The sequence below is a fragment of the Qipengyuania sp. genome (assembly GCF_965277845.1).
GTDB lineage: Bacteria > Pseudomonadota > Alphaproteobacteria > Sphingomonadales > Sphingomonadaceae > Qipengyuania.
Genome location: NZ_OZ255844.1, coordinates 160,237 through 180,650, shown reverse-complemented (window position 1 = coordinate 180,650; position 20,414 = coordinate 160,237). Strand labels below are relative to the sequence as shown.

The window sequence follows — 20,414 nt, the reverse complement described above, 5'->3', positions numbered from 1 at the left end:
TGGTGCCGGCTAGAGGAGTCGAACCCCTGACCTGATGATTACAAATCAACTGCTCTACCAACTGAGCTAAGCCGGCGACCGGGAAGCAGCGCCTTTCGAGCAATCCGGCGCGATTGTCCAGCCCCTCAAAGCCATCCTTGTGCGCGATACCAATCGGCGGTCGTGCACAGACCTTCCTCGCCTGCGATGCGCGGCGACCAGACCGCTTCGGGCACTTTCTTGGAAGACCGCGCAACCCAGTTGGGATGGGTCATGTATCCCACCCGATCGGCTGTGAGCCGCGCCTTGTCGCCCCGCACCAGGCGGTCGAGCCTGGCGGCGCCTTCCAGCACCGATCGGGGCAGGTGCGGCGCGAAGACCGGGCGCCCCACCGCCCGGCCGATCGCCTTGGCCATGTCCTTGTGCGACCAGCCACCCTCGCGCCCGTCGTCGGGTTCGAACATGCGGCGGCGGACGAGGGCGGGCGAGGCATCGACGAGGTCGAGCAGCAGCCGGGCCAAGTCCTCTACATGGATCATCGAGCTGGCCCCGCCGGGGGGCAGGGGAACGAAACCGAATTTGGCGCTGCGGAACATCTCGAAATAGTCGACGTCGTGCGGGCCGTAGACGCCGGGCGGCCGCACGATTGTCCAGTCGAGCCCGCTCGCCTCGACCAGCTTCTCGGCCTTCGCCTTGGACGCGCCATAGGCCGACAGTTCCGGCTCGCGCGCGGAGAGCGAGGAGACGAAGATGAAGCGTTTGACCCTTTTCTCTTTCGCAGCGCCAATCAGACGTTCGGTCCCGCCGACATTGGCGTCCTCGAATGCGTCCGGGTCGGGGGTATTGGTAAGGCCGGCCACATGGATCACCGCATCCGCCTCGTGGCATAGCGTCGCAAGCGCTGCGGGGTTCGACAGGTCGCCCTCGATCCATTCGAGATGCTCGCGCGCGGCCTGCGTGCGGCGGGTGAGCGCACGCACCGGCTCCTCGCGCCGCACCGCCTCGTCCAGCACAGCCTTGCCCACGAAGCCGGTGGCCCCGGTCAGTGCGATGGTCATGCGTGCACCATATGGTCGCGGTGTATCACGGCGGCGCGCGGTGCGTAGCCGAGCTTTTCGGCCTGTTGTTCTTCGCGCAGGCCCAGGATCGCGCTGCATTCGGCCGAGGTGTATTCGACCAGCCCCTGCCCGAGCCGCTCGCCCTTGGGGCCGTGGATCGCGACGAGATCGCCGCGCGCGAATTCGCCTTCGACACCGGTAACGCCGGCTGCAAGAACGCTCGCGCCGTTCTCGAGCGCGGTCATGCACCCTTCGTCGACCGTCACGACGCCGGAAGGCGCAAGCCGACCGCCCAGCCAGGCCTTGCGCGCGCTCGCATTGGACTGCGGCACGAACAGCGTGCCGGTTTTGCTGTCGAACGCGCGGGAGATGGGCGAGGGATGTGTGCCGTTGACGATGACAAGCGCGATGCCCGCCCGCTCGGCAATGCGCGCGGCCTGCAACTTGGCGAGCATGCCGCCCGACCCGAGGCCGGAAGTGGATGCACTGGTTGCCATGGCGATTATCTCTGGCGTTACGCCCTCGACCCGCTCGACCAGCGTCGCACCGGACTCGCGTGGGTCGCGGTCGTAGAGTCCATCGACATCGGACAACAGCACCACCGCATCGGCGCCCGCCGCCTGCGCGACGCGCGCGGCAAGGCGGTCGTTGTCTCCGAAACGGATCTCTTCAGTCGCGACACTGTCATTCTCGTTGACCACCGGAACTGCGCCCGCGTCGAGCAACCGGGCCAGCGTAGCCGAGGCGTTGAGGTAGCGGCGGCGGTCTTCGAGATCGCCCAGCGTGACGAGCATTTGCGCTGCGGTGATGGCGTGTGTGCCGAGCGCGTCGGACCACAGGCGCGCGAGTTCGACCTGTCCGACAGAGGCGGCAGCCTGCGCATCGGCAAGGCTACCCCGGCCACCCTTGGAAAGGCCCAGTTTTGCAGCACCGAGCGCAATCGCGCCGGACGATACGACGATGACCTCGCTATTTCGGCGCAACTCGGCGATTTCGGCTGCGAGTGTCGCCAACCACTCTGCACGCGCGTTTCCCTGTTCCACGAGCAGCGCCGAGCCGACCTTGATCACAAGGCGACGCGCGCTGCGCAGGTCTGGGAGGTTATCGATCGCCATTTACTCTTTCGTCACCCCGGACTTGATCCGGGGTCCAGCTTCTTTTGCTAGGGCATCGAAAAGTAAAGCGGGACCCCCGCCTTCGCGGAGGTGACGAATTGTTGGGGAACGAAAAGATCAGATCGGCGACCATTCGGGCGTGTCGCCTTCGTCCTCGATCTCTTCGGCATGGGTCTCGGTCGCCGTGCGATCGGGCAGGTAGCCGAGCACGGCATCGAGCAGTCCGGGAATCCCTGCGCCGGTCGCCCCCGAGATCGTGAAGACCTTGTCCGCCCCCGCGGCGAGCAGTTCCTCTGCAAAGGCGTCGCCCAATTCCTCATCGGCGAGGTCGAGCTTGTTGAGCGCCACGACTTGCGGCTTGTCGGCGAGGCCACCGCCATAGGCCTCAAGCTCGGCATTGACGGTTTTGTAGGCTTCCGCCGGATCGTCGCCCGAAATGTCGATCAGGTGAATGAGCACGCGACACCGCTCGATATGGCCGAGAAACCGGTCGCCGATGCCGGCGCCCTCGGCGGCGCCTTCGATCAGGCCCGGAATGTCGGCGATTACGAATTCGCGGCCCTTGTGCGTCACCACGCCCAGCTTGGGGATCAACGTGGTAAAGGCGTAGTGTCCGACCTTGGCCTTGGCGTTCGAGACCTGGTTGATGAAGGTCGACTTGCCCGCATTGGGCAGGCCGAGCAGGCCCACGTCGGCAAGCAGCTTCAAGCGCAGCCAGACCCACATTTCCTCGCCCGGTTCGCCCGGCTGGTGCTGGCGCGGGGCGCGGTTGGTGCTGGACTTGTAGCTGGCGTTGCCGCGTCCGCCCATGCCGCCTTCGAGGAACACCACGCGCTGGCCGACCTCGGTGAAGTCGGCGAGAACCTCTTCCTTGTCTTCCGAAAGAACCTGCGTGCCCACCGGCACTTCGATCACGAGATCGGGCGCACCGGCGCCGGTCTGGTCCTTGCCCTGGCCGTGATTGCCGCGCTTTGCCTTGAAATGCTGCGCGTAACGGAAGTCGATCAGCGTGTTGAGACCCTGCACGGCTTCGAACACGATGTCGCCGCCCTTGCCGCCATTGCCGCCATCGGGGCCGCCGTATTCGATATACTTCTCGCGCCGGAAGCTGACGGCACCGGGGCCGCCCGCGCCGGATTTCAGGTAGATTTTTGCTTGATCGAGGAAATGCATGGCGCGCCCTCTAGCCGCTTTCGCACGGCGAGGCGAGGGCGCGCATGCTCAGGCGGTGTCAGTCGACGAAATCGGTCACGCGTTCGATGATGATCGCGGGGGCCATGCCGCCCGCTGCGCACATGGTCACAAGGCCGTAGCGCTTGTCCTGGCGTTCCAGCTCGTCGACCATCGTGCCGATCAGGATCGAGCCGGTGGCGCCGATCGGGTGGCCCAGCGCGATCGAGCCACCGTTCACATTGACCTTCTCCCAGTCGAGATCGAGATCGCGCACGAATTTGGCGGCGACGACCGCGAAGGCCTCGTTGATTTCGTAGAGATCGATGTCGTCCTTGGTCAGGCCCGCCTTTTCGAGGACCTTCTTTGCCGCCGGGACGGGCGCGTTGAGCATCAGCGTGGGGTCATCGCCCATGTTCGCGGTCGCGACAATGCGAGCGCGCGGTTTGAGACCGTGCTTTTGCGCATAATCCTTGCTGGCGACCAGCACGGCGGCTGCACCGTCGACCACGCCCGAACTGTTGCCCGCGTGGTGGAAATGCTTGATCTCGACGTCGGGATATTTGGCGTTGACGAGGCCGGCGAAGGTGGTGCCGTTCTTGTCGAGCGGTACATTGGCGATCTTGGCAAAGGCCGGTTCGAGCTGACCCAGCGTTTCCATCGTGGTGCCCGGGCGCGGATATTCTTCCTTGTCGAGCACGACGTTGCCGTCATCGTCCGTCACCGGGACAACCGACTTGTCGAAGCGGCCTTCCTCGATCGCCTGGGCGGCGCGCTGCTGGCTGCGGAAACCGACTTCGTCCAGCTCCTCGCGTGTGAAGCCCTCGATCGTCGCGATGGCATCGCCGCACACGCCCTGGTGGCTTTGCGGGTGGCTGCGCATAAGGCGCTCGTTGTAGCTACCCATCATCGGCGGCTTGAGGCCGGCGGCGATCTTGTCCTTCGACATCTGCGCGGTGAGGCTCATCATCTCGGTGCCGCCGGCGACGACGCAGTCTTCCATGCCGCTCATCACCTGCGCTGCGGCCAGCGCCACCGAGGTAATACCGCCGCCGCAGAAACGGTCGAGCGTCGTGCCCGACGAGGTAATGTCGTAGCCCGCGTCGAGCGCAGCCATCCGACCCAGGTCGCCCGCCTGCATGCCATCCTGCGTGCTGACCGACCAGATCACGTCGTCGACCGTCGCCGTATCGAGATCGTTGCGGTCCTTGATCGCCTTGAGGCAGGTCGCGGCCAGATGCTGCGGATGCATATGCGCAAGCGCGCCCTTGCCCTGCTTGCCGATCCCGCGCGGGGTGCGGACGGCATCGATGATATAGGCTTCGGCCATGGCGTGAACTCCTCTCGACTTGTCGTTTTGTGCGGCAAATGCCGGTTGACGTTTGCGTAAACGTCGAGCAGCAAGGGCGCAAGACAAGTTTCGAATTGAAATGGGAGAGAGCAGCTATGTCCGAGGAAGTCCTCACCAGCGAAGAGGATGGCATTCTCGTCGTCACAATCAACCGGCCCGAAGCCAAGAACGCGATGACCAAGGCCGCGGCCGAGGGGATCGCGGCGGCGATGGACCGGCTCGACAGCGACGACAGCCTGCGCGTCGGCATTCTGACGGGCGCGGGCGGCACCTTCTGCTCGGGCATGGACCTCAAGGGCTTCCTGCGCGGCGAATCGCCCAGCATAGAGGGCCGCGGCTTCGGCGGCGTGGTGCAGAAGCCGCCAGAGAAGCCGTTGATCGCAGCAGTCGAAGGCTATGCACTGGCCGGTGGTCTCGAACTGATGATCGCCTGCGATCTGGTGGTTGCCAATGCGGGCGCGAAATTCGGCATTCCGGAAGTTAAGCGCGGTCTCGTCGCAGCGGCGGGCGGTGTGATGATGCTGCCCGACCAGATCCCCGAGAGGATCGCGATGGAGCTGGCGCTAACCGGCGATTTCATCGACGCGCCGCGGGCCTATGAGCTCGGCCTCATCAATCGCGTGACCGACAGCGACGCGCTATCGGGTGCGAAAGAACTCGCGGCCAGCATCGTCGCCAACGGTCCGCTGGCGGTTCGCGTCTCGAAACAGGTCATCAAGCAATCGCGCGGATGGCCGATGGACGAACGCTATACTCGCCAGACCCAGCTGATCGCGCCGGTCTTCGTATCCGAAGACGCCCGCGAAGGCGCTGCTGCCTTCGCCGAGAAGCGCAAGCCGAATTGGAAGGGCAAGTAAGACCCTACGGCACGCAATAAAGATTTTCGAGAGGAACCCGAGACATGCCCGTAATCGACGTACCCCAGCCCGAGTTCATGGAAGACGAGGAAATTGCCATCTTCGCCGACGCCGTGGGCAAGTTCTACCAGCAACACGCGCCGGAAAAGCGGGTCGCAAAATGGCGCGAGGACGGCCAGGTAGAACGCGAATTCTGGAACGAAGCGGGTGCGGCAGGCCTGCTCGGCGTCTCGGTGCCCGAGGAATATGGCGGCCATGGCGGCGACTTCCGTCACGACATGGTGGTCATCGATCAGCAGGCGAAGCACGGTGTCGATGGATTCGCCGCCAGCCTGCACAATACGATCATCCTCCCGTATCTCGTGCGCCACGGTACCGAAGAGCAGAAGAAGAAGTACCTCCCCAAGCTCGTGACCGGTGAGCTGGTCAGCGCCATCGCTATGACCGAGCCGGGTGTGGGGTCCGACCTCCAGTCGATCACCACCACCGCACTCAAGGACGGCAATGGCTACCGGATCAACGGGGCCAAGACCTATATCTCCAATGGGCAGACCGCCGATTTCATCGTGGTCGTTGCCAAGACCGATCCGAACGAGCGCGCCAAGGGCATCTCGCTGATGCTGCTCGAGACCGAGGGCGCCGAAGGGTTCCAGCGCGGCAAGAAACTCGACAAGATCGGGCTCGATGCGGCGGACACGTCGGAGCTGTTCTTCGACAACGTCTTCGTACCGGCCGAGAACGTGCTCGGCGGCGTCGAAGGCAAGGGCTTCTATCAGCTGATGGGCGAGCTGGCGCAGGAACGCCTCGTCATCGCGATGGGCGCGGCGACGGGGATCGAGAAGGCGCTCGATGTCACGATCGAATACGTCAAGAGCCGCAAGGCCTTTGGCCAGACGATCTGGGATTTCCAGAACACCCAGTTCGTGCTCGCGGACCTCAAGGCTCGCGGCACGGCGGCGCGCGTCTTCGTCAACGATTGCATCGCCAAGCTGCTCAAGGGCGAACTCGATGTCGCGACGGCCGCGATGGCCAAATACTGGGTCACCGAGCTCCAGAGCGAGGTGGTCGACAAGTGCCTCCAGCTGCACGGCGGTGCGGGTTACATCAACGAGTATCCGATCGCCAAAATGTATCGCGATGCACGCATCACCCGCATCTTCGGCGGTTCGAACGAAGTCATGAAGATGCTCATCGCCCGCTCGATGTAGCCACAACTTCCGGCGGGGCGCGGGGAGGCGAGATCAGCCGATCCCGCCTCGCCGGAGCATTTCATCGATTGCGTCGACCTTCGCTTCGAAGCGCGGGTCGTCGGTCGCGCCATAGCGCGCGGCGAATTCCGCTTCGGTGAGCCCGTCGTCGAGGCCCAGCGCGGCCGCAGGCAGCAGATCGCCGTCCCGTGCGGAGAGCAGCTTCGCCCGCGTCGCGACCAGCTCGTCGGGATCGAGCAGGCTCCGGGCGGTCATCATGCCCGCTCGGTCGCTGGCGAGGTCAACGAAGGAGAAGCCACTCGGGTCGCCGGGGGCCAGCAGCGGGCTTCTCGCCAGCGTGTCGGCCAATTCCTTCCACTCGCCGATTGCAGCGCTGATCCGGCTGCCGGTCGTGGCTTCGAGCGCGGCGGATAGCGCCCAGTGCTTGGCCCAGTCTTCGCGCCCCTGCAGCGTCAGTTGCATCGGCGATGCCGTACAGGAACCGAGAGCTCCATTATTGCCGGCCAGCTCCTTCGCATCGGGACCCAGCGAGAATAGTGCCAGCGCGACCAGCGCTGCGCCGTGCCCCTCGGGCGTCGGCTCCGTCGCGGCGAGCGCGCGCCGCAGCTGATGCACCAGCATGGGAGCGCGGGTGCTGCTTTGCTGATTTGCCAGTCCGCAATAGATCGCGGCCACCGCACCCTCGTCGATTGCCGGCGTGCCGGTTGCCCGCGCATGGGCAAGCAGGCTGCCCTGCGGCACCAGAACCTTTGCGGTAAGAGTGTCGGACCCGATCCTCGTCGAGCGCAGGATGGTCTCGATCGCCGGCAGCGTCCCACCATTTGCCGCCATGCGCCGTTGTATGAGGCCGAGCCCCCATTGCGAGAGCCAGCGTGGCAGCGGGATGCTGCCGATGCTGACCGCAAAGTCCGGCACGCCTTCGCTGGAGCCGCTGGCCTGAGCGCGGATGTTGATCCAGCGGAACAGGAGGGGACGGCTGCCGGTGAGCGTCAAGACACCGTCCTGCAACTTTGCATCGAACCGATTGGGGGCAAAACCCTGCGTTACCATGGCGGAAATGGCCTCGAGCTCGGCATTGTCGAGCTCCAGTTCCACCGGTTTGCCGGTCTCGCGGCTCAGCCTGGCCTCATTGGCGAGTGCGCGCGCTGCGGTTACCTGCTCGGCCGTTGCATGGGCCTTTTCAGGCACCCATGGCTGCGCGCTCGTGGCAAGCAGGACCAACGCCAGAAGTCCGCCGAGGACAACGGCTATCGCTAAGCGCCAGCGGCTCTTCGGGGAAGGTGCATCGGGCACGGCGGGACTTGCGACGGAAACGGAGGCGTTAGGCCTTGACCACCTTCTGTTCGATCGCGCCGAAGACCGAATGCCCCTCGGCATCCTTCATCTCGACGCGCACCGTGTCGCCCGGCGCCATGAAGCGGGTCTTGGCTTCGCCGTCGGCAATGATCTCGATCATGCGGATTTCGGCGATGCAGCTGTAGCCGAGGCCGCCTTCGGCCACCGGCTTGCCCGGATCGCCCTCGGGACCCTGGTTGGAGACCGTGCCCGAGCCGATGATCGTGCCTGCGCCCAGATCGCGCGTCTTCGCCGCATGGGCGACGAGATCGGCGAGGCTGAAGGTCGCATCGACCCCGGCATTTGCGCGGCCGAAGGGCTCGCCATTGTAATCGACCATCAGCGGCAGGTGGATGACGCTGCCTTTCCACGCATCGCCCAGCTCGTCGGGCGTGACCGCGACGGGGCTGAAGGCGCTGGCCGGCTTCGACTGGAAGAAACCGAAGCCCTTGGCCAGCTCGTCCGGGATCAGACCGCGCAGGGACACGTCGTTGACCAGCATGATCAGCTTGATGTGGTCGGCGGCCTGTTCACTGGTGACGCCCATCGGCACATCGTCGGTGACGACCGCGATTTCGCCTTCCATGTCGCAGCCCCACTTGGTGTCCTTCAGCGGAATGTCGTCGCGTGGGGCGAGGAAGTTGTCGGAGCCGCCCTGATACATCAGCGGGTCGTGATAGAAGCTTTCGGGCACTTCGGCGCCGCGCGCTTTGCGCACCAGTTCGACGTGGTTGATGTAGGCCGATCCATCGGCCCACTGGTAGGCGCGCGGCAGCGGCGAATGCGCCTCGCGCTCATGGAAGCGCTCGGTGGGAACCGCCTGGTGTTCGACATCGGTATAGAGCGCCTCGAGCTTGGGCGCGGTCTCGTCCCAATTGTCGAGTGCGGCCTGCAGCGTCGGCGCGATGTTGTCGGCGGCGCAATAACGGGTGAGGTCCTTGGAGACGACGACGAGCTTGCCGTCGCGCGTGCCGTCTTTGAGTGTTGCGAGCTTCATGGGTGTCAGGTCCTCTCGGGATTGTCGGGTTGATTGTCCGGATGGGCGCGCTGGAACTCGGGCAATGCGAGGCAGGCGCTTTCGATCCGGGAGATGTGCGGTTTGTCGCCGAAGTCGAAACCGAACCGCCGCGCATTGTAGACCTGCGGCAGCAGGCAAACCTCGAAGAAGCCGGGCTTGGCGAACAGGAAGTCGCCCGTGCCGAGCTGCGCCAGCCGCGCTTCGAGCGGGTCGAGCGTGCGTGCGAGCCAGTGGCGATACCACACGCCGATTTCGTCCTGCGACTTGCCGTATTCGTTGGCCAGGTACTTGAGGACGGGCAGGTTCAAGGGCGCGTGCAGCTCGGTCGCGATGGCATAGGCCAGTTCGCGCGCGACGTAGCGATCCGATACGTCCTCAGGCAGCAGCGGCTTGTCGGGATAGGCTTCGTCTAGCCATTCGAGCTGGGCCATCGACTGGACGTAATCCTTGCCGTCGACCTCGAGCAGCGGAACCGAACCGAATGGATTGCGGCTGGTGAAGGCTGCGCCCTTCTGTTCGGACTTGAGCAGGTTCACCGGCACGTATTCGTAATCCAGCCCCTTCAACTCCAGCGCGATGCGCAGGCGATAGCTGGTCGAGCTGCGATAATAGCCGTGAAGGCGGATCATGCCGGTTCTCCGGTCCTGTTGGAATTGCCGAGGGGCAGTTCACGACATGGACCGCCTGTTACACCGTCCAATCGCAAAAAAGATCCCTGCCCCGCGCGGGGTGCGTTTCCGGCGACAAAATGCGCAAAAAGGGTGAAATCGAACGGCATGACACGGCTGTGGCATACGGCCGCCATGTAGGACAGTATCGGCGACGCGATCGCCATCAGAACGCGGCGATCCCGGTCACCGCGCGGCCGAGGATAAGCGCGTGGACGTCGTGCGTGCCCTCGTAGGTGTTGACCGTCTCGAGGTTCACCATGTGGCGGATCACCTGGTATTCTTCCGAGATCCCGTTGCCGCCGTGCATGTCGCGGGCCTTGCGCGCGATATCCAGCGCCTTGCCGACATTGTTGCGCTTGACGATCGAAATCATTTCGGGGGCAAACTTGCCTTCGTCCATCAGGCGGCCGACGCGCAGGCTCGATTGCAGGCCGAGCGCAATGTCGGTCATCATGTCGGCGAGTTTGAGCTGGTAGAGCTGCTTCGAGGCCAGCGGAACGCCGAACTGGTGCCGGTCGAGGCCGTATTGCCGCGCGGCGTGCATGCAGAATTCGGCCGCGCCCATCGCGCCCCAGCTGATGCCGTAACGCGCCCGGTTGAGACAGCCGAACGGACCCTTGAGGCCCTGCACATCCGGCAACAGCGCATCCTCGCCAAGCTCGACCTCGTCCATCACGATCATACCGGTGGTCGAGGCGCGCAGGCTCAGCTTGCCTTCGATCTTGGGGGCGGAAAGCCCCTTCATGCCCTTTTCGAGCACGAAACCGCGAATGCCGCCGCCATGCGCTTCGCTCTTGGCCCACACGACGAAGACGTCGGCGAAGGGTGAGTTCGAGATCCAGGTCTTCGAGCCTGAGATTACATATCCGCCATCGACCTTCTTCGCGACCGTCTTCATGCCCGCGGGATCGCTGCCGGCATCGGGTTCGGTCAGGCCGAAGCAGCCGATCAGCTGGCCGCTGGCAAGGCCGGGCAGGTACTTCTTGCGCTGCTCTTCGGATCCATAGGCATGGATCGGATACATCACGAGGCTCGACTGAACGCTGGCCATCGAGCGATAGCCTGAATCGACCCGCTCGATCTCGCGTGCGATCAGGCCATAGGCGACATAGCTTGCGCCTGCGCCGCCATATTCCTCAGGCACGGTCGCACCCAGCAGACCGGCTTCGCCCATCATGGGGAAGAGTTCGGGATCGTCGACTTCTTTCGAGAAGTTCTCGATCACGCGCGGCTGCAGCTCGCCTTGCGCAAAGGCATGCGCGGCGTCGCGGATCATCCGCTCGTCCTCGGTCAGCTGGTCGTCGAGGTTGAAGGGATCGTCCCAGGCGAACGGAACCATTCCGGCCATGTTGTCTCCTTTGTTACGATCCAGCCGATGGCAGGCTTGCGGGCGCGGGGCAAGGGGCTGGACGGCGCGCGGAGCTCACTTAACCAGCGGCAATGCCTTGCGGCAGTCTTCCGCGCATTCGCGGCACATTTTCGCGCAGAGCGTGCAATGCGGATCGTCGTGCTTCTCGCATTCAGCGGCACAGGTTTCGCAGGCGGTGATGCAGGTCTCGAGCTGCGCGCGCAGGACCTCGATATTCTGCGCGGTGCGGCGCGTCGCCAGACGTGCGGTGGCGGCGCAGACATCTGCGCAATCGAGGCAATTGCGGATGCACTGCGCCATATCCATGTCTTCGGCCACGCAGGCATCGGCGCAGCTCGTGCAGAACAGCGAACACAGCATGGCGTGCCTGGCGGCGAGCACCAACTCTTCGGTTTCGTTATCGACCTGCGGGTGTGCGGCGACCATTTTCTGAAGCGACATTGGCAATCCTTTCCTTGGTACTCGCCCAAGGAATGGATCGGAATGTGGCGATGTTCCGGATGCGCCCCGGGCTATGCGATCAAGCGTGCGCTGCGGCGCGCTGGATCGAGTCGATCACCGCTGCCGGGGGGCAGGGCTTGGACAGGGCCTGCGCCTGCGGGAAGCGTACGGCCACTTCCTCTGGAGTCAGCTGACCCGAATGGAAAATGACGGAGACGTTCTCTGCCATCATCTGCTCGGCGAGCGGGTAGACGATGCCGTCGCCCAGCTTGACGTCGAGAATGGCGATATCGGGCTTGGCTTTTTGATAGGCAAGCATGGCGGACGACAGATCGTCATAGGGCCCTTCGACCGTATAACCCGCTTCCGCGACCGTGTCGCAAAGATCGTATCCGATAATCATCTCATCTTCGGCGACGAGCACCCGCAATCGCTGACCCATGCAGCTTCTCCTCTCATGCCGACCCAAGTAGTTGAATACCGCATGAGGGGGATGGTTCCTGATTCTACGACAATTTGCCGTAGCGCTGAGCGAAACCGGCGTCCTCGCCCTGCGCCAGCAGCTTCGCCTGGCCGACCCAGTCGTCGCGCCGGATGCGGCCCTGGAAGCGACCGAGCCGAGCGTCGATCCGGTCGATCTCGGCATCGTCCCAGGCGGCGATCTGGGCGAAACCGGTCACGCCCATGTCGCGTAGTGTGGCGGCCAGCTTGGGGCCGAGGCCCTTGATCCGGGTGAGGTCGTCGCCAGTGGCATCGGGCGTCGCGGCCGCTCCGCCGGCGGGCTGCATCGGCGTGGCGGCGGGCGCGCTGTCGATCAGCGCCTTGTTGCGCTCGGCCGGGGCGGCGCCTTCGTCGAGCACGTCGCGGCTGGTGCCGGTCACGCGCGTCTTGCGCGAGGTGCTGAAGACGAACCATGCTACGGCCACGCCGAGCACCAGCGCCGCGACGATCATGGGCCAGTAGGTCTGGATCAATTCGCTCATCGATTATTCCTTGTGCTTGTCGTGACGGCCCCAAAGCGCCCAGCCGATGCCGATCCCCGCCCCATAGGCGACGATCATCAGCGCGGCGAGTTCGAACCACAGAGACATGTCAGCGCGCTCCCGGCGTATCGACGGGGGTGGGGCGGAGCGGTTCGGTGCGGATGACCGAGAATTCGATACGCCGGTTGGCGGGATCGGTCGGCGCGAGGCCTTCGACCGGCTGGCTCGAGCCGACTCCGCTGGCGCGCAGGCCGTCGCGCGGAATGCCGCGCCGGACCAGTGCCTCGCGCACCGCACGCGCGCGCTCCATGCTGAGCGCCAGATTGCCCGGCTCTGTGCCGGACTGGTCCGTGTGGCCGGTGATCGCGATGATCGAGCCGAGGCAGGGCCGCAGCGCATCCGCCACTTCGTCCAGCAATACGCGGCTGGCAGGCAGGATCGCACTGCTCGCTTCCTCGAAACGGATCGAGCGGGTGCGCAGCAGGCCCTCGACGTCTTCCTGGCAATGCAGCGGCTGGAAGGTCGGCTCGTCGCTTTCGGCGCGCACCGTTCCGTCGCTCCAAACCACGCCGCCGACGCCCGGAACGTTGTAGACCGCGCGGGCGACCTTGGCGCGCGTCGCCTCGTCGAGCCCCTCCCCGCCGCTCAACAGCGGATGACGCGAGGGTTTGCCGCTGGCGCTGGCGAATCGGGCCGTGACGCCGGTTCCGCCAGCCTCGGCAATCGCCTTGGCCGATTGTTCCTCCAGCCCGGCGATGAAGTCCGGTGCCATTGGCTCGGCCAACAAATAGGCGCTGGCACCGGTGACGAGGATGCCGGCGATTATGGCGAGGGAAGGGCGGATCGGCATGGCATGGCTCTTAGCCGCGTGCCGACCCGCCTGCCAAGCGGGCTATTCGAGGGTTTGCGCGGTCTTCACCAGCTGAAGGAATTCCTGCCGCCAGAAATCGCGCTGCGTACCCGCGAGAGCGGCGATTTGCGGATAGGAATAGTCCGATAGCATCGCATCGCCGCGCAGCTTTTGCCCGAAAGCGGCCACTGCACTGGCAAAGGCGAAATCGCCGCCGGGCGCGCGGGTCGTATTCAGCGCCCAAGTCGGCAGCGTGTAGGTCGTCAGCCGCGAGGTCTCGCCGTCGGGCAGCTTGTAGCGCAGCTTGACATAGGCTGCCTCGGCCGCCAGCTCGCGCGCCCGCGTGTCGGGCGTATCCTCATAGCGACGCGCCGGGATCCAGCCTCGCTCGCCGACCGGCACGACTTCATAGATCGCGGTTACCTGGTGGCCCGCGCCGATATCCCCGGCATCGATGGCGTCATTGTCGAAGTCTTCCTCGCGCAATATCCGGTTTTCGTACCCCACGAGGCGGTACTGGCTGATCACGGCGGGATTGAATTCGACCTGGATCTTCACATCCTTGGCGATGGTGAAGAGCGTCGCGCCCATTTCGTCGCCGAGGACCTTGCGCGCCTCCAGCGCGCTGTCGATGTAGGAATAATTGCCGTTCCCGTTATTGGCGACCTGTTCCATCATCGCATCGTTGAGATTGCCGCGCCCAAAGCCGAGCACCGACAGGGTGACGCCGGTCTCGCGCTTCTTTTCGATCAGCTCCACCAGCGACTCGCGGTCCGAGGTGCCGACGTTGAAATCGCCGTCGGTCGCCAGGATCACGCGGTTGACGCCGCCCTCGATCCGGCTCGCTTCGGCCACGCGATAGGCGAGCTCGATGCCCGCGCCGCCCGCGGTGGAACCACCCGCGTTCAGCTGGTCGAGCGAGTCCTTGATCTTGCGCTCGTCATTGGTCGGCTCGAGCACGAGACCCGCCGCACCGGCATAGACGACGATCGAGACGCGATCCCTTTCGGTCAGCTGACCGGCAAGCTGGCGCATTGCGGTTTTGACCAGCGGTAGCTTGTCGCGGCTTGCCATCGAGCCGGAAACGTCGAGCAGGAAGACAAGATTGGCCGGCGGGCGCTCCTGTTCGGGCATTTCATAGCCCGCAAGGCCGATGCGCACGAGCCGCGAATTGGCGTTCCACGGGGTAACCGCTACATCGGTGTTGACCGTGAAGGGCTGTGCCGGCGTATCGGGACGCTCGTAATCGTAGCGAAAGTAATTGACGAATTCCTCGGTCCGCACCGCCGCCTGGGGCGGCAACCGGCCTTCCGAAATGAAGCGGCGCGCATTGGTATAGGCGCCGGTGTCGACATCGACGGAGAAAGTCGAAACCGGCTCGTTGGCGACCAGCTTGACCGGAGACACTTCCTCGCCGTCATATTGATCGCGGCTGGGCGGTGCGGGAACGAAGACCGGCGGGAAATACCGATAGCTGCTGTCCGCTGCGGCAGTCCCTGCTGGCGATGCAGCCGTTTCCGCCGCGACGCGCGAACCGGTCAATACCAGCGGGGCGGGCGCGGCCATGCCCGGCGGAGGGGGTGGCGGTGGAGGTGGAGGCGGTGGCGCACGCCTGCTGTCCGAAGTCTCGGCCTTGGAACCGGTCAGGACGATCTCGCCGCCTCCCTGTTGAGAGGCGCATCCGGCGATCAGTGCAGCGGCGGCGCAGGCGGCGGCGAATTTGGCGAAACGCATCGGCAGTCCTCCCCGATATTTCAGCGATATGGAGTTAGATCACTGCGGGGTGAATGCTCACTGAACCTGTGCGGCGTGAAACGATCGGATCAGATCCGCTTGGGTTCGTCCTTGTCGAGATTGCGCCTGAACAGCACGCGGTCTTCCGGCCCGAAACCGCGAGTCCAGATGATGAACCCATAGACCGCCAGGATCGCGGGGACGCCGATGATCAGCTCGGCCCATTCGGGCAATTGCGTCGCCAGCCAGCCGACCAGCACGGCGGGTGCCACCGCCCACAGCAGCGGCCAGCGGAAGGTGTTGATCGTGTGGCCGAGGATTTTCGACAACATCACGGCTTTCACGAGGCTCGCGGTACCCAGCGCCAGCATCAGCGCGATAGCGGCGGCGGCGGCCTTGAACGGTTCGCCATAGCCGCCGCGGACCATCGCTTCGATCAGCACTACGGTCAGCGCGGCCTGCAGAGCGATCGTGCCGATCGAGATCCACAGATTGCGGACCCGCGCGACATAGACCAGCACCGCTTCGGACACGACCGCCGTCGCGGCGACGACTTCGGCGATCAGCAGGAAGGCGAGCGCGCCCGTCCCGCCGACGAATTCCGGGCCGACGAGGCCCATCACCGCCTCGCCCGGCACGCCCAGCGCGAGTGCAATGCCGGCCTGCATCGCGACGATCCAGAATCCGACCTGGCAGATCTGCTTGGCGATCGCCTCGTAGTTCTTCGTCTTGAGGTTCTTGGTGATGACGGGGCCGAGGATCGGCTCGAAGCTGGTCTTTAGCTTCTGGGGCAGGCTCGCGACCTGCTGGGCGATGTAATAGACGCCGACGGCCGCGGGCGCGGCGAACAGGCCGAGGATGAAGATATCGACGCGCCGCGTGCCCCATTCGATCGCATCGGCGGTTGCCAGCGGCAACGCGCGCACTGTCATCTTGCCCATATAGACCGGATGCGGGCGCCATCCCCTCGGTGGGCCATAGCTCCGAAAGAAGGACCATAACCCGGTGGCGAGACCGGCATAGATCGAGGCCAGATAGGCCATTGCCAGGCCCGATTCGCTGAGCGCGGGCACGAAATAGAACACGCCGGCCATGATCGAGATCGTCCACGGTTCGACCACGGCTCGGGCGCGGACGGTGGTGGCGATATCGTATTTGTAGGCCTGCGCGGCGAGGACGATTTCGGTCAGCGCATAGGCGGGAATGGCCAGCACGATGAACCGATCGAGCTCGGTATATTCGCCGCTTGGAAAAAGCGGCGCGGGGACGAACCAGAAAAAAGTGGCGGCGAGGCCGGAGAACAGCAGCGCGAGAAGCATCCCGTCATAGACGAGGTTTGCCGGATGGCTGTCCTCGCCTTCGGCAAGTCGCTGCGCCAGGCCGCGCTTTTCGCCCATCGCGCAGACCAGCGCGACCAGCTCGACGACGACCAGCGCCGAGGCGAAGCGGCCCAGCGCATCGGGGCCGTAGAGACGACCCGCGATGAACAGAAACGGAAGCCGCGCGAGGAGGCGCAGCAGGAACCCGAAGAAGTTCTGCCGCCCGCCCTTTGCCAGGGCGGAGAGATCCGCATCGGGTTTTTCCGCTGTCACTCGGCGTTGCCCTGTTCGGCACGCAACGGGCGCGAGAGCAGGTCAGAGACCACCTTTCGCGGTTCATCGCCCTTGAGCAGGCCGTAAACCGCCGTCACGATCGGCATCGCGACCGCGTGCCGCGCAGCCAGTTCGACCAGGACCGGCGCCGTGTGGGCGCCTTCCGCCACCGTCTTGCGCTCGGCCATCAGCTCCGCGGCCTTCTGCCCTTCGCCCAGCGCCTTGCCGAGCGAGAAATTGCGGCTCGAGGTGGAGGAGCAGGTGAGCACCAGATCGCCCAGCCCGCACAGGCCCGCCAGCGTTTCGGCACGCGCGCCCAGTGCCTCGCCGAAGCGCAGCATCTCGGCATAGCCGCGCGCGATCAGCGCGGCACGCGCGTTCTGGCCCAGGCCGATCCCGTCGACCACGCCGCAGGCGATCGCGAGGACGTTCTTGACCGACCCGCCGATTTCGGCCCCGACCACATCGTCCGAATAATAGGGCCGGAAGGCCTGCCGCGCGATGACCGGTGAAAGGCGATCCCACTGCGCCTCGCCGTCGTCGCAGGCGAGCGTAACTGCGGTGGGCAGGCCGGCCGCGACCTCATGTGCGAAGGTCGGGCCGGACAGGACCGCGATGGCGCTGCCGGGCGCGGCGCGCTTGGCCACGTGATTCATCAACTGCCCGGTGCCGGCCTCGATACCCTTCGAGCAGAGCACGAGGTCTCGCGGATGCGACGGCATCGAATCGAGCACGCTGCCCATGTGCTGGGCGGGCGTGACCACCAGCAAGGTGTCGAGCCTCGCCATTTCGTCAAGCTCGCCGGTCGCGCGGATCGTTTCGGCGAGCTTGGCAGAGGGCAGGAAAAGCGAATTGGTGTGCGCGGAATTGATCTCCTCGACCAATTCCTCCTCACGCGCCCAGATGAGCACATCGCGCCCGTCGCTGGCGAGCATCTGGGCCAGCGCCGTGCCCCAGGCACCCGCTCCGAGAACGCCTACGCTGTTCATGCCTTCACTCCAGCGCCGCGAACCGGTTCGGCCTCGGGGTCGAGCGGCCAGCGTGGCCGCGCCGAGATATCGAGCGGGTCGTCCTGTCCCAGTCTTTCGATCCCCGCCCATGCGATCATCGCGGCATTGTCCGTGCACAGCTTGGGCGGCGGTGCAGCGAAGCGCATGTCGTGGTCGGCGGCAAGCCGCTCGAGCGCGCGGCGCACCGTTGCGTTGGCGGCGACCCCGCCCGCGACCACCAGCGTGTCGACATCGTCCATGCCTTCGATCGCGATACGCAACCGGTCGGTTACACAATCGACTGCGGCCTGCTGGAAGCTTGCAGCAATATCGGCGACCGCATACTGCCCGCTTTCGTGGGCGCGCAGGACCGCGCTCTTCAGACCGGCGAACGAAAAATGCGGCTCGCCGCTGCCGACCATCGGGCGGGGGAGGGGGACCGCATCCGCATCGCCTTCCAGCGCCGCGCGCTCGACCGCAGGCCCGCCCGGAAAGCCGAGACCGAGGATCTTGGCGGTCTTGTCGAAAGCCTCGCCCAGCGCATCGTCGATCGTGGTGGCGAGGCGGCGATACTCGCCCACGCCATCGACCTTCAGGATCTGGCAATGGCCGCCCGAAACCAGCAGCAGGGCATAGGGAAAGCCGATCGTTGCGTCGGCGAGGCGCGGACTCAGCGCATGACCTTCGAGGTGGTTGATCGCTATCAGCGGCGTATCGCTCGCCATCGCCAGCGCCTTGGCACTGACCAGACCGACCATGACACCGCCGATCAGGCCCGGTCCGGCAGTCGCGGCGATGGCATCGCAATCTGCCAGCGCGATACCCGCATCTTCCAGAACGCCCTCGATCATCGGGGCGAGCCGTTCGGCATGCGCGCGTGCGGCGATTTCGGGCACCACGCCGCCATAGGGTGCGTGTTCCGCATCCTGCGAGGCGATGCGCTGCGCCAAGATCCTCCGCTCGCTATCCACCAGCGCAACCGCGGTTTCGTCGCAGGAACTTTCGATGCCGAGAACCTGTGCCATCCCGCTTCCCCTTAGCGGCATGGCTCGCTAGGGCAAGCCGACCTATGCCCGATCAGCCCATTCTCCGCCTCGGAACCCGCCGGTCCCCGCTTGCCATGGCGCAGGCCTATGAAACGCGCAGGCGGCTGTGCGCGGCGCATGGCTGGGACGAATCGGCGGTCGAACTGGTCCCGGTGGTGGCGAGCGGCGACAAGGTGCAGGATCGCCCGCTGGCCGAGATCGGCGGCAAGGCGTTGTGGACGCGCGAACTCGATCACTGGCTCATCGAGGGGCGGATCGATGCGGCGGTCCATTCGATGAAGGATGTCGAGACGATCCGGCCCGATGCGCTCGCCATTGCCGCCATCCTGCCACGTGCGGACAAGGCCGATCGCCTGCTCGGGGCTGGCTCCATTACGGATATTCCCCAAGGCGCGCGGGTCGGCACCAGCGCGCCGCGGCGCGCGGCGCAGCTGCTCCACCTGCGGCCAGACCTGACCGTGGTCGGCATTCGCGGCAATGTCGCCACCCGGATGGCCAAGCTTGAGGCGGGCGAGGCCGATGCGACCTTCCTCGCCGCCGCCGGGCTCGACCGACTGGGCGAGGATGCGGTGGGCGCCCGGCTCGACCCGCAGGAATGGCTGCCCGCGCCCGCGCAGGCTGCAATCGGCATCGAATCCCGCAGCGACGATACGCGGGTGCGCGATCTTCTGCGCGTCATCGACCACGCGCAAAGCCATGCCGAGATTGCCGCCGAACGCCGCCTGCTCGAGGGATTGGGCGGATCGTGCAGCAGCCCCATTGCCGCGCTGTCGCACATTCGCAGCGGAAAAATTACGCTATCCGCGGCGATCTTCAGCCCGGATGGCAATGTGCGAATAGCGGACGAAATCGAATTCGCGGCCGATGACGACAAGGCTCCGCTCGAGCTCGCTCGCCGGTTGCTTGGGCAGGCACCGAAAGAGGTCACGCGGCATTTCGGCGAGCGGCCGTGAAGCCGCTGTTCCTGTTCCGACCCGAGCCGGGCTGGTCGGTCAGCGCGCAAACCGCCCGCGACATGGGGCTCGAAGTGCATGGAGCACCGCTCTTCGCAATCGAAGCGGTCGAATGGGATGCGCCTTCGCCCGAGGATTTCGACGGCCTGCTGGTCGGCAGCGCGAACGTCTTTCGCCATGGCGGCAAGCAACTGGAAAAGCTGACCAAGCTTCCCGTACATGCTGTGGGGGAGGCGACTGGCGACGCGGCGCGCAGGGCGGGCTTTCTCGTCGGCCGGACCGGGCGCGGGGGACTGCAGAACCTGCTCGACGAACTCGGCGAACGTGAGCTGCGGCTACTCCGCCTTGCCGGGGCCGATCGCGTGACGCTGCGCCTGCCCGACACGATCAAGGTCGAAACCCGGACGGTTTACCGTGCCGTGCCCGAGCAGCTGGGCGAGGAAGATCGCGAGCTGCTCGTTACGGGCGGGGTCGTAGCGTTGCATTCGGGTGCCGCGGCCGAGCGGCTGAAGGTCGAATTCGACCGTCACGGCCTCGATCGCGCGCTTGTCGATCTCGCCGCCATCGGGCCGCGCGTTGCCGAATTGGCCGGGGAGGACTGGCGCTCCGTCCACATTGCCCCGGCGCCCGGCGACAGCGAGCTACTGGCCTTGGCGCAGGCTTTGTGCCAGACCGACGCTCAATGATATGGAAGG

Annotated in this window: 20 protein-coding genes and 1 tRNA gene; 4 read left to right on the top strand and 17 right to left on the bottom strand. The window is 65.4% G+C overall.

The genetic code is table 11. From position 1 onward, the window contains the following. The 5 genes from ACQY4G_RS00930 to ACQY4G_RS00910 form a co-directional block, all read right to left on the bottom strand. Positions 1 to 76, bottom strand: a tRNA-Thr gene (locus ACQY4G_RS00930). Positions 77 to 125: 49 nt separating this feature from the next. Continuing rightward, entirely contained in the window at positions 126 to 1,037 is a 912-nt protein-coding gene (locus ACQY4G_RS00925) for an NAD-dependent epimerase/dehydratase family protein (protein ID WP_421992388.1), read from the bottom strand. Then, positions 1,034 to 2,152 carry a glutamate 5-kinase gene (proB, locus tag ACQY4G_RS00920; RefSeq protein ID WP_421992386.1) on the bottom strand — a complete coding sequence of 373 codons (1,119 nt, stop codon included), beginning with the start codon at positions 2,150 to 2,152 and terminating at the stop codon, positions 1,034 to 1,036. The genes ACQY4G_RS00925 and proB overlap by 4 nt, the downstream gene beginning before the upstream one ends. A gap of 117 nt (positions 2,153 to 2,269) precedes the next feature. Then, positions 2,270 to 3,325, bottom strand: a complete 1,056-nt coding sequence (gene obgE / locus ACQY4G_RS00915; protein WP_291169386.1) for a GTPase ObgE — start codon at positions 3,323 to 3,325, stop codon at positions 2,270 to 2,272. Positions 3,326 to 3,383: 58 nt separating this feature from the next. After that, positions 3,384 to 4,652 (bottom strand): acetyl-CoA C-acetyltransferase, encoded by a 1,269-nt coding sequence (locus tag ACQY4G_RS00910; RefSeq protein WP_421992384.1) that lies wholly within the window; start codon positions 4,650 to 4,652, stop codon positions 3,384 to 3,386. A 116-nt stretch (positions 4,653 to 4,768) separates the two neighbouring features. On the opposite strand from ACQY4G_RS00910, the gene ACQY4G_RS00905 reads away from it, so the two are divergent. Together ACQY4G_RS00905 and ACQY4G_RS00900 are read left to right on the top strand one after the other, a co-directional pair. After that, on the top strand, positions 4,769 to 5,530 hold the full coding sequence (locus tag ACQY4G_RS00905; protein ID WP_421992382.1) for a crotonase/enoyl-CoA hydratase family protein: 762 nt from the start codon (positions 4,769 to 4,771) through the stop codon (positions 5,528 to 5,530). Positions 5,531 to 5,574: 44 nt separating this feature from the next. After that, positions 5,575 to 6,738 carry an acyl-CoA dehydrogenase family protein gene (locus tag ACQY4G_RS00900; protein WP_067694401.1) on the top strand — a complete coding sequence of 388 codons (1,164 nt, stop codon included), beginning with the start codon at positions 5,575 to 5,577 and terminating at the stop codon, positions 6,736 to 6,738. Between the two features lie 33 nt (positions 6,739 to 6,771). On the opposite strand, the gene ACQY4G_RS00895 is transcribed toward ACQY4G_RS00900, so the two are convergent. From ACQY4G_RS00895 to tsaD, 12 genes are all read right to left on the bottom strand, one after another. Then, complete coding sequence (locus ACQY4G_RS00895; RefSeq protein ID WP_421992380.1) at positions 6,772 to 7,926, bottom strand: hypothetical protein; 1,155 nt, start codon at positions 7,924 to 7,926, stop codon at positions 6,772 to 6,774. 133 nt (positions 7,927 to 8,059) lie between these two features. Next, complete coding sequence (locus tag ACQY4G_RS00890; protein ID WP_421992378.1) at positions 8,060 to 9,070, bottom strand: fumarylacetoacetate hydrolase family protein; 1,011 nt, start codon at positions 9,068 to 9,070, stop codon at positions 8,060 to 8,062. 5 nt (positions 9,071 to 9,075) lie between these two features. Continuing rightward, the gene (gene maiA, locus ACQY4G_RS00885; RefSeq protein WP_421993534.1) at positions 9,076 to 9,717 is read right to left on the bottom strand and encodes a maleylacetoacetate isomerase; all 642 of its coding nucleotides are present in this window, start codon (positions 9,715 to 9,717) and stop codon (positions 9,076 to 9,078) included. A 208-nt stretch (positions 9,718 to 9,925) separates the two neighbouring features. Beyond that, on the bottom strand, positions 9,926 to 11,110 hold the full coding sequence (locus ACQY4G_RS00880) for an acyl-CoA dehydrogenase (RefSeq protein WP_291180707.1): 1,185 nt from the start codon (positions 11,108 to 11,110) through the stop codon (positions 9,926 to 9,928). Between the two features lie 75 nt (positions 11,111 to 11,185). Beyond that, positions 11,186 to 11,572 (bottom strand): four-helix bundle copper-binding protein, encoded by a 387-nt coding sequence (locus tag ACQY4G_RS00875; protein WP_067694410.1) that lies wholly within the window; start codon positions 11,570 to 11,572, stop codon positions 11,186 to 11,188. A gap of 79 nt (positions 11,573 to 11,651) precedes the next feature. Further along, on the bottom strand, positions 11,652 to 12,014 hold the full coding sequence (locus ACQY4G_RS00870) for a response regulator (RefSeq protein ID WP_067694414.1): 363 nt from the start codon (positions 12,012 to 12,014) through the stop codon (positions 11,652 to 11,654). A gap of 64 nt (positions 12,015 to 12,078) precedes the next feature. Then, positions 12,079 to 12,555, bottom strand: a complete 477-nt coding sequence (locus ACQY4G_RS00865; protein ID WP_421992376.1) for a hypothetical protein — start codon at positions 12,553 to 12,555, stop codon at positions 12,079 to 12,081. A gap of 109 nt (positions 12,556 to 12,664) precedes the next feature. Further along, a complete protein-coding gene (locus tag ACQY4G_RS00860; protein ID WP_421992374.1) occupies positions 12,665 to 13,405 on the bottom strand; it encodes an OmpA family protein in 741 nt (246 codons plus the stop codon). A 42-nt stretch (positions 13,406 to 13,447) separates the two neighbouring features. Next, positions 13,448 to 15,139, bottom strand: a complete 1,692-nt coding sequence (locus ACQY4G_RS00855; RefSeq protein WP_421992372.1) for a vWA domain-containing protein — start codon at positions 15,137 to 15,139, stop codon at positions 13,448 to 13,450. A gap of 89 nt (positions 15,140 to 15,228) precedes the next feature. Further along, positions 15,229 to 16,731, bottom strand: coding sequence for a lipopolysaccharide biosynthesis protein (locus tag ACQY4G_RS00850; protein ID WP_421992370.1), 1,503 nt, complete (start codon positions 16,729 to 16,731; stop codon positions 15,229 to 15,231). Further along, positions 16,728 to 17,720 carry an NAD(P)H-dependent glycerol-3-phosphate dehydrogenase gene (locus ACQY4G_RS00845; RefSeq protein ID WP_421992368.1) on the bottom strand — a complete coding sequence of 331 codons (993 nt, stop codon included), beginning with the start codon at positions 17,718 to 17,720 and terminating at the stop codon, positions 16,728 to 16,730. The genes ACQY4G_RS00850 and ACQY4G_RS00845 overlap by 4 nt, the downstream gene beginning before the upstream one ends. After that, positions 17,717 to 18,745 carry a tRNA (adenosine(37)-N6)-threonylcarbamoyltransferase complex transferase subunit TsaD gene (gene tsaD / locus ACQY4G_RS00840; RefSeq protein WP_421992366.1) on the bottom strand — a complete coding sequence of 343 codons (1,029 nt, stop codon included), beginning with the start codon at positions 18,743 to 18,745 and terminating at the stop codon, positions 17,717 to 17,719. Before tsaD ends, ACQY4G_RS00845 begins: the two co-directional genes overlap by 4 nt. A gap of 44 nt (positions 18,746 to 18,789) precedes the next feature. Here tsaD and hemC point away from each other — a divergent pair, with 44 nt between their 5' ends. Both hemC and ACQY4G_RS00830 read left to right on the top strand, forming a co-directional pair. After that, the gene (gene hemC, locus ACQY4G_RS00835) at positions 18,790 to 19,719 is read left to right on the top strand and encodes a hydroxymethylbilane synthase (protein ID WP_421992364.1); all 930 of its coding nucleotides are present in this window, start codon (positions 18,790 to 18,792) and stop codon (positions 19,717 to 19,719) included. Beyond that, positions 19,716 to 20,405 (top strand): uroporphyrinogen-III synthase, encoded by a 690-nt coding sequence (locus ACQY4G_RS00830; protein WP_421992362.1) that lies wholly within the window; start codon positions 19,716 to 19,718, stop codon positions 20,403 to 20,405. The genes hemC and ACQY4G_RS00830 overlap by 4 nt, the downstream gene beginning before the upstream one ends. The last annotated feature ends 9 nt before the right edge of the window (positions 20,406 to 20,414 follow it).